Genomic DNA, 16663 nt, shown 5'->3' with positions numbered 1-16663 from the left:
ATTAGGCGGTTTTTTTATTTTTTGTAATTTTGAATATTTGCTTAAGTTATTAGTCTTGAAATATAAAAAGAACACCTCATGTAAAGTTTCACAAGTTTTATGAAATTTAATCTTTCATATTCTGCAATGAAAGATATTTTAAACTCGTTAGAATGTGTTATTGCCTCTAATGACGTATTTATTTTTAGATAACTGTTCAATTTGGGTTTTGTAAATTTTATTTTACAAAAAAAAGCCCCTATAAGATAGACTCGCTTTTTTACTCGTCCATTCTATAGGGTCTCTATTTTATATTAAATTATAACAACAATAGATTTGAATACTTTGTAAGTTACAAATCCAGGTCGAGCTGATTTAGGTTTCTTTAAATATTTTATAGCAGTATAATCAACTGTTAATTTAGTTCCTTTTGAAAGTTTAGACTGTTGACCACAAAAGACAGCTATATTGTAAATGTTTTGCTCTGTTAAATTTTCAGAATAGTTAACAACAGCATGTGTTCCAGGCATATCTTTACAGTGGAACCAAATATCTTCTCTATTTGAATATTTAGTTGTTAAGGCATCATTTTCAAGATTGTTTCTACCAAAACGAACTAAAATATTATCAATAGTAATTTCACCGAAGTTAAAAGTTTTAGTAACAATTTTCTTATTAGATTTTTTACCTTTAGATTTAGATGGAATTTTTAGATAACCTCCGCTTAAAAGTTCTTCTTCAATAAGCTTTAAATTTTCTTTTGAATCACTACTTAAAATAAAATTTTCGATTCCTAAAAAATATTTTAAATTTTCAGAGATTTCAATAAATCTTTTAGCGTTAAATTCCATACCCTTTTTTAATTTATTGTATTTTTTATATATTTTTTCTAAATTAATTTGTGGGGTAACTAATGGATCTAAAGTTATTTTACACATGTTATCATTATAAAAGTCATATAACTCAACTTCTTGCAGACCTTTCTTTATAGAATAAAGAGATGCTGCTAAAATGTCACCTAATTGTCTATATCTATCAAAATCTTTTTTATCTTCTAAATCTTTGTTTATAGATAAAATTACTTTTTGAGATTTTTTGATTTCTTTTTTTATACAAGCACATAATTTATCTTTTAACAGTTTGAATGTATTTGATAAATTTTGATTAGTTAAATAGAAATTTATTAACTCTTGAAAAGATTCAAAAGATTTAACACTAGAATAAACTTTAGGCTCAATATTTAAAACGGTTGCTAAAATTATTTCATCGTGTTCATTGAAAAATATTTTAGGAGCTATTTTATCGTTGAGTATAGTCACTAAATCTTCAAAAGATTCAAGAGAATTAGAAAGAGTTTTTCCAATTCCTTCGACATTTTTTAATAAGTTTGAATTTTCTTTAAAAGAATCAAACTGAGATTTTGTGATTTTTGTTGGAATAAGTTTTTTTTCTAAAAATGGAGCTGAGTATTCAATTCCAGGAAAAAGAATTCTATTTGGATTTTCCTCGATAGAAAAACGCTTTATAGAATCTAAAACCTTGTTATCATTATCAGTTAATATAAGATTAGAGTGCTTTCCCATCATTTCAAAATACAGATTATATATTTTAATCTCTCCGAGTTCATTTAATTTAGAAAAATTAAAAATTAAAACTCTATCTAAATCAGTTTGTTTTATAGAAAGTAGATTAGAGCCTACAATATGTTTTTTTAGATTTAAAGAAAATGTACTATTTTCTTCTAGCAAGTTATCCTCTTTGGTATCTGATAAATAGCATAATGAAAGTGATGGGAAACAAGAGAGGATGAATCTCTGTTTTCCAAAACTTAGTGTTATAGCTAAAGAGCTATTTTGAACTACTTTATTAACACTTTTTCCTTTTAAAGAATTTTGTAGCTCATCTTTAATTTTATTTAAAGAGATACCATCAAGATATAACATTAACTTTCCACCTTAATAGCAATAAGATTTTTTGCATCTAAAAGATTAACTTTTAATACAGAACCATCCTCTTTTTCTAAAGCCACTTTATCTTTATCTTCAGAAGCTACAATTTTAACAATAGAGTAGTGCTCGATACCATTGTTAGAAAAGTAGTCTTGTACAATAGGAGTACCTTTAACTTCGTTTATAGAAACAATACTTCCCAAAGCGAATTCTGTAACAGAGTGTGGTTTGAAAAATTCTGTTTTACTTTTTAAATTTTTTAAAATTAATTCAAAAGTTTTAGTAAAATGATCTAAATCTGTTTCAGGTATGTTTTCTGTGATAGTTGAAATTATATTTTTATGATAAGTATTATGGTAGTTTAAAGCTTCAATACCTTTTTTAGAAAGAGAAACATAAACTTTTCTTCTATCAGCATCAGAACGTACTCTATCAATAAATCCTTTTTCTCTTAATTTTGTAATAGCAACTGTAGCTGTTCCCATTGTAATTCCAAGTCTATCAGATAATTCATTCATGCTAAGAGATTCTTTTCCAACGGCTTCAATTATATGAAGTTCAGTGTGAGTAATACATTTAATTCCTCTTTTTAATGCAAGATCCTCTGTTTCGTAGAAAAGCTTATAGAAATGTTCTAAAACATCGTTTACTTTATTTATATTATTCATATTTTTACCTCTCCTTTAAAGAATTTATTCTCTGTTTATAGTCACCAGAGAAAACGTACGAACCAGCAACAAAAATATTTGCCCCAGCTTCGATGCATTTACTGATAGTTTTATCTGTAATTCCACCATCAACTTGAATATCTACAGAATTATTTAGATTACGAATTTCTGATATTTTTTTAACAGAATTTTCAATAAAACTTTGTCCTCCAAATCCTGGATTTACAGACATAACTAAAACCATATCTAAATCATCAATAATATACTTGATAGCTTCGACAGGAGTAGCTGGGTTTAAAGAAACACCAGCTTTAACTCCAAAAGACTTAATAAGCTGTATAGTTCTGTGTAGATGTTTTGTAGCTTCAGCATGAACAACGACAATATCAGCACCAGCCTTAACAAAATCTTCGATATATCTTTCTGGTGATTCAATCATAAGATGTACATCGAAAATTAAATTAGTTTTATTTCTAATGGCTTTTATTACAGGTGCTCCAAAAGTAATGTTAGGTACAAACATACCGTCCATAACATCAATATGAATATAATCAGCACCAGCTTTATCAATAGCAATAATTTCTTCACCAAGTTTGCTAAAATCAGCTGAAAGTATAGATGGGGCTATTTTAATTGTTTTTTGTATCATAAAATTCACATCCTTTATCTTATTTCAGAATTATTTTTTATTTGTATTTATTCCAAATTTCATTTTTAGATTTTTCATAACAACGTTTAAAGAAATCATATCTTTCTCTTGGAATAATTCCATCTTCGACAGCTTCTTTAACACCACATTGTGGTTCGTTAATATGTACACAATCATTAAATTTACATCCTTTTGCTAAATGAAATTCATGAAAAAGATCAATTAGTTCTTGAGGACTTTCAGTGGGTGGTAAATCAACAGATGAGAATCCAGGAGTATCTATAACAAATCCACCAGTTGGAAGAGTAAGAAGTCTACTATCTCTAGTTGTATGTTTACCAGCTCTTAATCTTTTACTAGTTTCTCCAGTTTTCAATTCTCTAGAATCTTGTAATAGATTTAAAATACTAGATTTTCCAACTCCAGAAGGACCACCAAAAGCTGTAACTCGATCTTTTAAAAACTCTGTTAATTCAGGTATACCTGTATTATCAAATGTAGATATATAGAAAACAGGTATATCTATTTTATCAAGGTAAAGCAACTTTCTTTTGATCTCATTAAATTCGATTTTATCTAATAAGTCAACTTTATTTACGATTAAAACAGGCTTAATTTGATTGTATAAACTATTTAATACTAAAATATTAATTTTTTCATAATCAATAATAGGGTCTTTTGCAGAAAATTGAATAACACCAAAATCTAGATTTGCAACCATAGGTCTTCTTAAAAGATTTTTTCTAGTTTTAACTTCCGTAATAAATCCGTCTTCATCAAAGATAACGTAATCTCCAACAGTACAATTTTCTCTTTTGTCAGATCTTTTTAACAAACCTCTTAGCTTGCAAAGATATTCTTTTCCATTACTTTCAATGTTATAAAATCCTTGGATTTTATTGATAACGATTCCTTCGATAATAATTCACACTCCTTTGATTAATAACTAACAATCATATTAATAATAGTTCCAAGAGGAACAGTTTCACCAATATTTGTAGTTTCTATAACAATTCCTTTTTCTAAATCAGGAACTACTTTTTCTTTTACTTCTCCAACGATAAGTCCTTTTGAGATTAATTCGTATGTTGCTTCTTCAAAAGTAAAACCAATTGTATCTGGAACTTCAATACTAGCAACAGAGTTAGAATTACTTAAAAGAAGAGAAACACCTTTGTTTTTTTGAGTAGTTTGTCTTACAGACGGAGTACTGGCTAGAACTGTGTTGTAAGGTAAATTTGAAGTGGTATATGAAACTTTTTTGATTTTTATACCATCTTTTTGTAATTTAGCTGAAACTTCAATTAGGTTTTTATTTGTAAAATCAGGCATTGTATAATCATCTTTTCCTTTACTCAACCAAACTCTTAAAGTTCTACCCTGTTTTACAATTTTATTAGGAGAAGGATTTTGTCTAAAAATAGTTCCAGTTGGTAATTCAGAAAAATCGCTTCCTGCAACAACTATACTAACTTTATCAATAGATTCTATTTTGTTTATCTGTTCTAAAGTCATTCCTACTAAATTTGGTAGAGAATAGAAACTTTTATTAAAAGATGTTTTTAAGAATATGTTTAAACTAAAAAAACAAATAAAAATAATAAGTATGAACGATAGCAAAATTGCTAAATATTTTTTCATTTTTCCTCCTAAGGTAGTATTATAAAATTAAATAATAAAATACTATAAATACTTATAAAATAATATCATAGTGGCACTAAAATATCAATAATTACTTGATAAATAGTAGGTTAAATGATAGAATATTTTGTAAACTATTATTTAAAATTTAGGAGGAAAAAATGGATTACATTATAGAGAAAATGATTTCTGAAGAAGATTTACAAAAGAGAATAAGAGAAGTTGCGAAAGATATTCAAAAAGATTACTCTGGAAAAAATCTTATTTGTGTAGGCTTACTTAAGGGATCAATCATGTTTATGGCAGATCTATTAAAGAGTGTTGAAATGGATTTAGCTATGGATTTCATGAAAGTATCTAGCTACCATGGTGGAACTGATAGTACAGGTGTAGTAAAAATATTAAAAGATGTTGATGCAGATTTAACTGGTAAAGATGTTTTAATAATAGAGGATATAATTGATACAGGTTTAACTTTACAATCTGTAAAAAAATTCTTAATGACAAAGCAACCAAACAGTTTAAAAGTTTGTTCATTATTAGACAAACCAAGCAGAAGAAAAGTTGATATGGTTGGAGAATACATCGGTTTTGAAATTCCAGATGAATTTGTTGTTGGATATGGACTAGATTATGATGAGTTACATAGAAATCTTCCTTATATTGGAAAAGTAGTTAGAAAATAAAAGAAATCAAAGGAGGGTAAATGTCCTTTAAACATAAGAAGAAGTTTGGACAAAATTTCTTAACTGATCAAAACGATGTTTTGAATAAAATAATAGAAGTTTCAAATGTTAAAGAAGACGAACATATAATTGAGATTGGACCTGGAGAGGGAGCTTTAACAGCATTGTTGTTAGAAAAAGCAAAACAAGTTACTTGCATAGAAATAGATACAGATTTAGAAAAAATACTTACAAAAAAGTATTCTGAAAACCCAAAATTTAACTTGATAATGCAAGATGTTTTAACTGTGGATTTAAAAGATGTTATAGAAAAAGGAAGAGTTGTTGCAAATATACCTTATTATATAACATCACCAATTATAAATAAGATTATAGAACATAGAGATAGAATAAGTGAAATGTTCATAATGGTACAAAAAGAAGTAGCTGAAAGAGTTTGTGCAAAATCTGGTAGAGAAAGAAGTGTTTTAACGTTAGCTGTAGAATATTATGGTGAAGCAGAATACTTATTCACAATACCAAAAGCATTCTTTACACCAGCTCCAAAAGTAGATTCAGCTTTTATGTCAATAAAATTCTATGGAGATAGAAGGTATGAAGATAAGATTTCAGAAGAACTTTTCTTTAAATATGTAAAAGCTGCTTTATCAAATAAAAGAAAAAATATTATCAATAATATCTGTACTTTAGGATATTCAAAAGATTTTATTAGAGAAAAACTGGCGAAGTTAAATATAGCCGAAACAGAAAGAGCAGAGAATTTAACAATAGAACAGTTTATAGATTTAGCTGAGATATTCGAAGAAGAATAAAACTTTTAATAAGTGAGGCGTTGATAAAAGAGGGGCTACCTAATTTTTGAAAGCCTCCTTTTAGCTTAAAAAGGAGTAAAAATGGATAGTTATGAATTTAAAATAAAAACAAAACGTGAGGATATAGATTTTATTAACAAAATAATGGAAGCTTATGAAGGCGTAGGAATAGTAAGAACAAAAGATGCAACTGCGGGAGACTTAACAATTGTTTCAACTACAGATTTTAAAGATGATGTAAGAATGATTGTTGAAGATTTAAATAAAAAATGGGTTAAAGCTGAAATTGTTTCAGAAGGACCTTGGTCTGGAGAGCTTTAAAAAATACAATAGTGAAACTAGGAGGATTAATAATGGAAAAATTAGAAAGCTTAATTAATTATATAATCGGAGAATTAGTGATAACAAAATCTGCAATAAGAATAACTTATGATTTAATAGATGATACAATTACTTTTAAAGTAAGTGTAGCACAGGGAGAGATGGGAAGAGTTATTGGTAAAAATGGACTAACAGCTAATTCTGTAAGAGGAGTTATGCAAGCTGCAGGAGTTAAAGATAGATTAAATGTAAATGTTGAGTTTGTAGATTAATAAAAGGTTTTAAAGGAGAGAAAAATGGATTTGTTATCAGTTGGAAGAGTTTCAGGAACGCATCATTTAAAAGGAGCTATAAAAGTAACATCAAATTTTGATGATTTAGAGCCTTTAAATGGAAATAAAGTAATGGTTGAATTACCAACAGGTGATGTTAAAATATTAACTGTAAAGAAAGTATCTAAAATGGTAGATAAAAAATGGATTGTAGAATTTGAAGAGTTAATAAATAAAACAGATGCTGGTTCAATTCAAAATGGAACGATAAAAGTAAGAAGAGATATATTGGGAATTGAAGAAGATGAGTTTTTAGGAAACGATATAATCGGAATGAATGTTATAACAGAAGATGGAGAAAGTATTGGTGAAATAGTAGATATATATGAAACAGCAGCACATGATATATATGTAATTGAAGATGATGAATTTGAAACTATGATTCCAGATGCAGAAGTTTTTATAAAAAAGATAGATTTTAGTAAAAGAGAAATGCTAGTTTCTTTAATAGACGGAATGAGAGAAAAAAAGAGAAGTTAAGGAGAGAATTGTGAAGATAAATATATTAACATTATTTCCAGAATTTTTTAACTCTTTTAAAGATCATAGTATTGTAAGAAGAGCTGTGGAGAGAGAACAAGTTGAAATTAATATAGTTAACATAAGAGATTTCGCCGAAGGAAAACATAAACAGTGTGATGATATCCCTTTTGGTGGTGGAGCAGGAATGGTTATGAAACCAGAGCCTCTTTTAAAAGCTTTAAATGAAAATAAAGGTAAAGTTATCTATACATCTCCACAGGGAGTTAAATTGAGCCAAAAGCTAGCTTGTGAGTTAGCGCAAGAGCAAGAGATAACGATAATAGCAGGACATTACGAAGGAATAGATGAAAGAGTTATTGATAGTAAAGTTGATTTAGAAATATCTTTAGGTGATTTTGTATTGACTGGTGGAGAATTACCAGCAATGGTAATTTCAGACTCAATAATTCGTTTGATTCCTGGAGTTATAAAAAAAGAATCTTATGAAAATGATTCTTTTTATAATGGACTTTTAGATTATCCGCACTATACAAGACCAGCAGAATTTGAAGGATTAAAAGTACCAGATGTTTTAATGTCTGGTCATCATAAGAATATACATGAGTGGAGATTAAAACAAAGTATTAAAAGAACTTTAGAGAGAAGGCCAGAGTTGTTAAAAGATCGTGAATTTTCAAAGCTAGAAAAAAAAATATTAAAAGAGATTAAAGAGGAGCAAAACTAAATGATATATAAATTAGGAGATTTAGTTCCAAAGATTGGTGAGAATAATTTAATTGTAGAAACAGCTACAATTATAGGAGATGTAGAAACTGGAGAGAATGTAAGTATTTGGTTTTCAGCAGTTTTAAGAGCTGATATGAGTAAAATAATAGTTGGAAACAACTCAAATATTCAAGATAATACAACAGTTCACGGTGATACACCTTTTCCAGTGATAATAGGAAAAAACGTAACAATAGGACATAATTGTATAATTCATGGATGTGAAATAGGAGAAAATGTTATAATTGGGATGGGATCAATTTTATTAAATGGAACAAAAATACCTAAAAATTGTATTGTTGGAGCAGGAAGTTTAGTAACTGATAAATTAGAAGCTGAAGAAGGAGATTTGATTGTAGGTTCTCCAGCTAAGGTTATAAAAAAACTTTCTGAAAAAAATATAGATTACTTAGAGTATGCAAATAATGTATATTTAGAGAAAATAAATACTTATAAAAAATTAGAGAGAATAGGGTAGGTAAAAGAATGAGAAAAGCAATATATTTAGGACTAGTTCACTCACCAGTATATAATAAAAGAGGAGATGTTGTTTGTACATCAGTAACTAACTTCGATATTCATGATATATCAAGAACTTGTAGAACATATGATGTAAATCAATATCATATAATAGTATCTGTAGATGCTCAAAAGCAATTAACTCAAAGAATTATAGGTTATTGGCAAGATGGGCTTGGAGCAGGATACAATAGAGATAGAGAAGAAGCTTTTGGAAGAACAAGAGTATATGATTCAATAAAAGAAAGTATATCTAAAATAGAAGAAAGAGAAGGAAAAAAACCTTTAATAATAACAACATCAGCAAAAATATTTTCAAACTCAATAAGCTATAAAGAATTATCTAAAAAGATGTTAGATGACGATCAACCATATCTAATATTATTTGGAACAGGTTGGGGACTAATAGACGAAGTAATGGATATGTCAGATTATATATTAGAGCCAATAAGAGGAGCTGCAGACTATAATCACTTGTCAGTTAGATCAGCGGTTTCTATCATATTAGATAGATTATTAGGTGAAAAATAATTGAGAAGAGAAATTAGAATAAGACCTCAAAGAAATATATTTAAAGAGATGGGAATAGAAAATATTGAAGTAACCGAAATTATTTTCAGTGAAAGAAATAAGAAAATGGATTTGATTTGCGTTGTTTCTACTCCTGATGATTTAAAAGGACTTGATAAGGCTTATGAAAATTTAAAGAAAAAATTTGGAAGTGAATTAGATATTGATTTTAAAATAGAATATATGTCAAGAGAGATAACTAAAGAGAACTTTTTAGAAATAGTAGAGAGAGTTATTGATAAATTGAAGAAAACAAATGCTATTTCAAAATCATTTTTATATTTATACAGAATATCTATAAAAGATAAAAGTGTAAATATAGAGCTTAAAAATGAAATGGCAGTTGAAACTCTTTATAGTTCAAATTTAGATATAAAAATAGAAACACTTTTAGAAAACTATGGAATAAAAGGTTTTAAAGTAAAATTTATTTCTGGAGATTTTAATAGTGAATTAAAATCAATTGATGATGAAATTGAAAATAAAATAATAACTTTAAGCGAACAAAAAGCTGAAAAAGATAATCAAGCTAAAGCTAACACACCTCGAGTTGAAATTAAATCGGCTGTTCCACTAGGTAGAGGTGGATTCAGTAAAAAGAAAGATATAAAAAGTCCAAGTATGGCAATATCAGAGTTCAAAGATTTAATAGAGAACGAGATAGCTGTAATAGAAGGAGAACTTTTTGCAACAGATGGAAGAGAGTTAAGAACTGGAAAAATCTTACAGATTTTAAGAATTACAGATGGAGAGGATTCTATAACAGCCAAGATATTTTTAAATAGTCCAGAAGATTTTGATGTTAAAGTAGGGGATTATATAAAAATAAGTGGTAAAAAACAAATAGATACTTTTGAAAATAACGAAGAGATAATCATGGTTAACATTTTAAATAAATTAGATAAACAAAAAGCAAAAAAGCAAGATTTATCAGAAGAAAAAAGGATAGAACTACATACTCATACAAAAATGAGTGAGATGTGTGGAGTTGAAGATGTTAAAGGTATAGTAGGAAGAGCCCTAGATTATGGTCATAAAGCAGTTGCAATTACAGATTATGGTGTCGTACACGCATTTCCATTTGCTTATAAAGCTGCTAAAGGTAAGGATATAAAAATTATTTTTGGTTGTGAAATGTATATGGTTGATGATACCCAATCAATAGTACAGAATCCAAAAGATGTTTTAATTGATGAAGAAACATATGTTGTTTTCGACTTAGAAACTTTGGGACTTAATTCTCATAAAAATGAAATTATAGAAATAGGTGCTATAAAACTTCAAGGTAGAAGAATTGTAGATAGATATTCTCAACTTATAAATCCTGGGAAAGCAATTCCTAAAAAGATTCAAGAAATTACAGGAATAGATGATGTATTAGTTCAAAATATGCCAGCTATTGATGAAGTTTTACCTAAATTTATGGAATTTTTAGGAGATGCTACTTTAGTAGCTCATAATGCACCATTTGATATGGGATTTTTAAAGAGAGATGTAAAGAAATATATGGGAATAGATTATAATCCCACAGTAATTGATACTTTACAAATGGCAAGAGACTTGTATCCAAATCAAAAAGGTTATGGATTAAAACCAATGACTAAATTTTTAAAAGTTGCTTTAGAAAACCATCATAGAGCCGTAGATGATTCACAAGCAACAGCAGGAATGTTTGCAATATTTTTAGAAAGATACTTAGAGATTGGAATAAAAAATCAACTCAATATGACTGGAGCTTTTCCATTGAATTTTAGAAAGCAAGATATAAGAAATGTAATGGTCTTAGTAAAAGATTTAGTAGGATTAAAGAATTTGTATAAACTTATTTCAGAAGCTCATATAGATTACTTTGGAAATAAAAAACCTAGAATATTAAAAACAGTTTTAAGTAAAAATAGAGAAGGATTGATTTTAGGAGCTCCTACATCAGTTCATTTTGCAAATAGTGGAGAGTTATCAGAAGCATACTTTAGAAATGATTTACCAAAAGTTAAAAGATGTATGGAGTTCTATGATTATGTAGAGTTACAACCTAGAATTGCTTTTTCAGAGTTTTTAGAGAGTGATGAAACTGGTTCTATAGCGTCGTTTAAAGACGTTGAAAAGATGAATAGTTATATGTATGACTTAGCAAAAGAATCAGGAAAAATTGTAACAGCTTCGTCAAATGTTCATTATTTAGAAAAAGAGGATTATAAAATAAGATCAATTTTGCTTTACGGAAGTGGTAGTGTATTTAGACCTAATCAATATAGAGTAGATAATGGTTTTTACTTTAGAACAACCGATGAATTACTCCATGAATTTAGCTATTTAGGTGAAGATATAGCTAGGGAAATTGTAGTAGAAGCAACAAATGAAATTAATAATAAAATTGAAAAAATACAACCTATACCAAGTGGATTTTATCCACCAAAAATAGATAATGCTGAAAACATAGTTAGAGATATGACTTATGCTAAGGCCTATGAGCTATATGGAAATCCTTTGCCACAAAATGTAGAGACAAGAATAGAAAGAGAGCTAAAGGCTATTATAGGAAATGGATTCTCTGTACTATATTTATCAGCTCAGAAACTAGTAAAAAAATCTTTAGATAATGGATACTTAGTTGGTTCAAGAGGTTCTGTTGGTTCTTCTATAGTTGCTTACATGATGGAGATTACAGAAGTAAATGCTCTTTATCCTCATTATTTGTGTACAGATTCTAATTGTAAATATTCAGAGTTTATAGAAAGAGAAGGAGCAGGAGTTGACTTACCTGATAAAGATTGTCCAAAATGTGGAAAAAAGATGAAAAAAGATGGCCACTCAATACCATTTGAAGTTTTTATGGGATTTGATGGAGATAAGGTTCCTGATATAGATTTAAATTTCTCTGGCGAATATCAATCTGAAATCCACAGATACTGTGAAGAATTATTTGGAAAAAGTAATGTATTCAAAGCAGGAACAATTTCAACGTTAGCAGAAAAAAATGCTGAGGGTTACGTTAGAAAATTTTTTGAAGATCATGATATAATTTCTGGAAGAGCTGAGGTTATGAGAATGGCTCAAAAGTGTGAAGGAGCTAAAAAAACTACTGGTCAACATCCAGGAGGAATGATAGTTGTTCCTGAAGGTAATTCGATATATGAGTTTTGTCCAGTTCAAAGACCAGCAAACGATCAAAATAGTGATTCTACAACAACGCACTATGATTATCATGTAATGGATGAGCAACTTGTAAAATTGGATATCCTAGGGCACGATGATCCTACTACAATAAAAATGCTTCAAGAATATACTGGAGTAAATGTTTATGATATACCATTAGCAGATCCAAAAACATTAAAGATATTCTCAGGAACAGAATCGCTTGGTGTAACAAAAGAACAGATAGGTTCAGTAATTGGAACTTATGGTGTTCCTGAATTCGGAACAGGATTTGTTAGACAAATGTTATTAGATACAATGCCAACAACTTTTGCAGAATTAGTAAGAATATCAGGTCTTTCACATGGTACGGATGTTTGGTTAAACAATGCCCAAGAGTTTGTAAGAGAAGGGAAAGCTACACTGTCTCAAATAATCTCTGTTAGAGATGATATTATGAACTTCTTAATAGATCAAGGTGTTGAAAAGGGAACTGCCTTTAAAATAATGGAGTTTGTAAGAAAAGGACAACCAAGTAAAAATGTAGGTCAATGGAAAGAGTATTCAGATTTGATGAAAGAACACGGAGTTCCAGAGTGGTATATAGAATCTTGTAGAAGAATAAAGTATATGTTTCCTAAAGGACATGCTGTAGCATACGTTATGATGGCAATGAGAATAGCATACTTTAAGGTTCATTATCCATTAGCATTTTATGCGGCTTATTTAAGTAGAAAAGTTGAAGATTTTGATTTTGAAATGATGAAAGATTTGGGAACTGTAAGAGAAAAAATTCAAGAATTAAATAAAGAACCTAAGTTAGATGTTAAAAAGAAAGCACAGCTAGCTGTATGTGAAATAATTGTAGAAATGCATGCAAGAGGGTTTGAGTTTTTAAATTTAGATATATATAAATCTCATGGAAATAGGTTTATAATTGAAGATGGAAAAATAAGAGTTCCTTTAATGGCTTTAAATGGCTTAGGTTCATCTGTAATAGATAATATTCTAAGAGAAAGAGAGCTTGGAAGATTTATCTCTTATGAAGACTTGAAGAGAAGAACAAAAACATCTCAAACAACAATTGATAAATTGAAAGAGTTTAATTGTATTGAAGCTTTAAGTGAAACAAATCAGACAACTTTATTTTTCTAGGAGGAAAAATGTTTAATATAAAAAAGCAACATTTGGGAGCTGGATTAATTTGTTTAGCAGCTACAATGTGGGGATTTGATGGAATTGTCTTAACTCCAAGATTATTTAAATTAGACGTAGCATATGTAGTTTTTATTCTTCACTTACTTCCATTGATAGGAATGAGTATCTTATTTGGAAAAAAAGAATTGAAAAACATCAAGAAACTGAGTAAAGAGGATGTTTTATTTTATTTTTTAATTGCTTTGTTTGGAGGAGCTTTAGGAACATTATCAATTGTTAAAGCTTTATTTTTAGTAAATTTTAATAATTTAACTGTAGTGACATTACTTCAAAAATTACAGCCAGTATTTGCAATAGTTTTAGCTAGAATTTTATTAGGAGAAAGAATTGGTAAGAATTTTTTACAGTGGGCATTACTAGCTCTAGTAAGTGGGTATTTACTAACATTTGAATTTACACTTCCACATTTTCAATCTGGAGATAAAATAGGAATAGCTAGTTTGTATTCTATATTAGCAGCTTTTTCATTTGGTAGTTCAACAGTGTTTGGTAAAAAAATTTTAGCAAACTCTTCATTTAGAACAGCAATGTATACAAGGTATCTTTTTACATCAATTATAACAGGATTGATAGTAATTGCTAATGGGAATTTAGGGTGGTTTTTTAAAACAACACCAGATCAATGGATGATATTCTTAATTATTGCACTTACTACAGGGAGTGGAGCTCTTTTACTGTATTATATTGGATTAAGATATATAAAAGCGAATATTGCAACAATATGTGAGTTATGTTTTCCAATTTCATCTATAGTTTTTGATTATCTATTTAATAAGAAAATTTTATCACCAATTCAATTTGTTAGTGCAGGAGTACTATTGATTACAATATATAAAATAACTAAGATTCAGAAAAGTTAAAAAAACCTTGAAAAAAAAGTACTAAAAATATATAATGAACTTATCAAAAGTTGTATAATAATGATTTGGAGGGTAATAAATATGATTTGTGATTTAACCTTAGAAGATATACAAAAAGCAAATGAAACTATCAAGGATTCATTAAAAAGAACTCCTATAGTAGAGTGTACGACTCTTGGAGAGTTAGGTGGAAACACAGTTTTTTTTAAATTGGAAAATTTACAAAAAACAGGATCTTTTAAATTAAGGGGAGCTTTGAATAAAATTGCAAATCTTTCACCAGAAGAAAGAGCAGCAGGAGTTATAGCATCATCGGCGGGAAATCATGCTCAAGGAGTAGCGTTAGGAGCAGCAGCACAAGGTATTAAAGCAACTATAGTTATGCCATCAACCGCTCCTTTATCTAAAATAGCTGCAACAAAATCTTATGGAGCAGAAGTTATTTTAGAAGGAGAAGTGTATGATGACGCTTATAGAAAAGCTTTAGAGATTCAGAAAGAAACAGGAGCTACATTTTTACATCCATTTGATGATAAATTTGTAATGGCTGGTCAAGGTACAATTGGCTTAGAAATTCTAGAAGATATTCCAGATGTGGATATTGTATTAGTACCTATTGGTGGTGGCGGGATTATTGGTGGAATATCAAAAGCAATAAAATCATTAAAACCAGAAGTTAGAATTATAGGTATTGAAGCAGCTCATGCTGCGTCAATGACAGAAGCGATCGCCTTAAAAGGTGTTTGTGAAATATCTACAAAACCAACTATAGCAGATGGAATAGCGGTTAGAAAAGCTGGATGTGAAACATTTAAAGTAGTTCAAGAGTGTGTTGATGAAATAGTTACAGTAACAGAAGATGAGATAGCAAAAGCAATATTATTTCTTATAGAAAAAAGTAAAGTTGTAGCAGAAGGTGCTGGTGCAACTCCTGTAGCAGCTATTTTAGCAGGTAAGATAAATTATAAAAACAAAAAAATATGTGCAATTATATCAGGAGGAAATATTGATATAAATTTAATGGAAAGAGTTCTAAATAAAGCTCTTTTATTAGATGGAAGGAGATATGCTTTTTCATTAGAACTTTCTGATAAAGTTGGAGAAATGATAAAAGTTGTTGCAGCAATTTGTGAAATGAATGCTAATATTTTAAGTCTTAATCAAACGATGTATAGTACTAAATTAGGAATTACATCTCAAGAAGCAAGTTTTGTTTTAGAGTGCTTTGATAAAGAGCATCAAGAAAAAGTAAAAGAAAAATTAACTTCAATGGGTTATAAGTTATATTAATGAGATTAAAAATAGAGAAGCTATCATGTAAAAATGATAGCTTCTCTATTTTATTTTAAAATTGCTTCCCATTCTTTTGAAGTTCGAGGAAAGTTATCTAGTTGTTTTTCATTTATATAAAATGTTGGAACTACATCAAAATTATATTCTGAAACTTCAAGATTTAATTTTATATGTTTTTCTTTAAATGATCTCGATAAAAGAGAATCATGAAACTCTTCAAAGGGAATAGAGAGAGATTGTGCAATTTGAGCAAGAACATCTATATCACCAATATTTTTATTCATAATCCAATAGTTATCTAAAACAGCTCTAATATATTCAATACCTTTATTATATTTTTCTGCAATATATAAGCCTTCAAAAGCAAGAGCTGTTCGTGGTTTAGGATTGATAGTTGGAAAAGTAATAAGAATATCTTCATTAGCAGCCCATTTACCAACAGTTTCTAAAAAATAAGTTTTATTATTTTCATTGACAATAGTTTGAGGATTTGGTTCTGGACATAATTCGTATGGTAAAAATTCAAATTCAACTTTTGAATTTGAATTTTTTAAAGCTTTTTCTAAAAGTTTTTCTCCTACAAAGCAATATGGGCATATAAAATCTAAAATAATTCTAATTTTCATAAAACCTCCTAATTAAAATATTGTTTCTGTTAACTTAAAAATTATTGAAACTACTCTAATCCTTTGAGGTATAATAGTTATTCAAACAACCAATATTCCCCCCAAGAAAGGAGCAGTTTTTAACTATGTATATTAATAATATCTCTTGTCCTCGTTG

17 protein-coding genes are annotated in these 16663 nt (G+C 28.6%); 11 read left to right on the top strand and 6 right to left on the bottom strand.

The features are described from left to right. Positions 1-293 precede the first annotated feature (293 nt). Genes ACRCZX_RS08870 through ACRCZX_RS08850 form a run of 5 tightly spaced genes read right to left on the bottom strand, consistent with a single transcriptional unit; the run spans position 294 to position 4886 of the window. The gene (locus ACRCZX_RS08870; RefSeq protein ID WP_438582570.1) at positions 294-1922 is read right to left on the bottom strand and encodes an Rqc2 family fibronectin-binding protein; all 1629 of its coding nucleotides are present in this window, start codon (positions 1920-1922) and stop codon (positions 294-296) included. Further along, complete coding sequence (locus ACRCZX_RS08865) at positions 1922-2596, bottom strand: MarR family winged helix-turn-helix transcriptional regulator (protein WP_438582569.1); 675 nt, start codon at positions 2594-2596, stop codon at positions 1922-1924. The genes ACRCZX_RS08870 and ACRCZX_RS08865 overlap by 1 nt, the downstream gene beginning before the upstream one ends. 4 nt (positions 2597-2600) lie before the next feature. Then, positions 2601-3242 (bottom strand): ribulose-phosphate 3-epimerase, encoded by a 642-nt coding sequence (rpe, locus tag ACRCZX_RS08860; protein ID WP_438582603.1) that lies wholly within the window; start codon positions 3240-3242, stop codon positions 2601-2603. A gap of 40 nt (positions 3243-3282) precedes the next feature. Beyond that, positions 3283-4149 carry a ribosome small subunit-dependent GTPase A gene (rsgA, locus tag ACRCZX_RS08855; protein ID WP_438582602.1) on the bottom strand — a complete coding sequence of 289 codons (867 nt, stop codon included), beginning with the start codon at positions 4147-4149 and terminating at the stop codon, positions 3283-3285. A gap of 35 nt (positions 4150-4184) precedes the next feature. After that, the gene (locus ACRCZX_RS08850; protein ID WP_438582568.1) at positions 4185-4886 is read right to left on the bottom strand and encodes a PASTA domain-containing protein; all 702 of its coding nucleotides are present in this window, start codon (positions 4884-4886) and stop codon (positions 4185-4187) included. Between the two features lie 161 nt (positions 4887-5047). Between ACRCZX_RS08850 and hpt the strand changes: the two genes are divergently transcribed. The 11 genes from hpt to ilvA all read left to right on the top strand — a co-directional run bounded on the left by hpt (position 5048) and on the right by ilvA (position 15877). Then, a complete protein-coding gene (gene hpt / locus ACRCZX_RS08845) occupies positions 5048-5572 on the top strand; it encodes a hypoxanthine phosphoribosyltransferase (RefSeq protein WP_438582567.1) in 525 nt (174 codons plus the stop codon). Positions 5573-5592: 20 nt separating this feature from the next. Beyond that, positions 5593-6384 (top strand): 16S rRNA (adenine(1518)-N(6)/adenine(1519)-N(6))-dimethyltransferase RsmA, encoded by a 792-nt coding sequence (rsmA, locus tag ACRCZX_RS08840; protein ID WP_438582566.1) that lies wholly within the window; start codon positions 5593-5595, stop codon positions 6382-6384. 81 nt (positions 6385-6465) lie between these two features. After that, complete coding sequence (locus ACRCZX_RS08835) at positions 6466-6705, top strand: DUF4911 domain-containing protein (RefSeq protein ID WP_438582565.1); 240 nt, start codon at positions 6466-6468, stop codon at positions 6703-6705. A 32-nt stretch (positions 6706-6737) separates the two neighbouring features. Next, positions 6738-6977: a KH domain-containing protein gene (locus tag ACRCZX_RS08830; RefSeq protein ID WP_438582564.1), complete on the top strand. Its 240-nt coding sequence runs from the start codon at positions 6738-6740 to the stop codon at positions 6975-6977. A 24-nt stretch (positions 6978-7001) separates the two neighbouring features. Then, on the top strand, positions 7002-7517 hold the full coding sequence (gene rimM, locus ACRCZX_RS08825; protein ID WP_438582563.1) for a ribosome maturation factor RimM: 516 nt from the start codon (positions 7002-7004) through the stop codon (positions 7515-7517). A 10-nt stretch (positions 7518-7527) separates the two neighbouring features. Next, positions 7528-8244, top strand: coding sequence for a tRNA (guanosine(37)-N1)-methyltransferase TrmD (gene trmD, locus ACRCZX_RS08820; protein WP_438582562.1), 717 nt, complete (start codon positions 7528-7530; stop codon positions 8242-8244). Then, on the top strand, positions 8245-8763 hold the full coding sequence (locus ACRCZX_RS08815; RefSeq protein ID WP_438582561.1) for a gamma carbonic anhydrase family protein: 519 nt from the start codon (positions 8245-8247) through the stop codon (positions 8761-8763). Between the two features lie 8 nt (positions 8764-8771). Continuing rightward, entirely contained in the window at positions 8772-9335 is a 564-nt protein-coding gene (locus ACRCZX_RS08810; protein WP_438582560.1) for an RNA methyltransferase, read from the top strand. Between the two features lie 48 nt (positions 9336-9383). Further along, a complete protein-coding gene (locus tag ACRCZX_RS08805) occupies positions 9384-13664 on the top strand; it encodes a PolC-type DNA polymerase III (protein WP_438582601.1) in 4281 nt (1426 codons plus the stop codon). Between the two features lie 8 nt (positions 13665-13672). Then, positions 13673-14587 (top strand): DMT family transporter, encoded by a 915-nt coding sequence (locus ACRCZX_RS08800; RefSeq protein ID WP_438582559.1) that lies wholly within the window; start codon positions 13673-13675, stop codon positions 14585-14587. Positions 14588-14668: 81 nt separating this feature from the next. After that, the gene (ilvA, locus tag ACRCZX_RS08795) at positions 14669-15877 is read left to right on the top strand and encodes a threonine ammonia-lyase (protein WP_438582558.1); all 1209 of its coding nucleotides are present in this window, start codon (positions 14669-14671) and stop codon (positions 15875-15877) included. 50 nt (positions 15878-15927) lie between these two features. On the opposite strand, the gene ACRCZX_RS08790 is transcribed toward ilvA, so the two are convergent. Further along, a complete protein-coding gene (locus ACRCZX_RS08790) occupies positions 15928-16506 on the bottom strand; it encodes a DsbA family oxidoreductase (protein WP_438582557.1) in 579 nt (192 codons plus the stop codon). Between the last annotated feature and the right edge of the window lie 157 nt (positions 16507-16663).

The organism is Cetobacterium sp. (genome assembly GCF_051658645.1).
Taxonomy (GTDB): domain Bacteria; phylum Fusobacteriota; class Fusobacteriia; order Fusobacteriales; family Fusobacteriaceae; genus Cetobacterium_A.
Note: the sequence above shows the minus strand (reverse complement) of the source record. Positions and strands in the feature narration are given on the sequence as shown.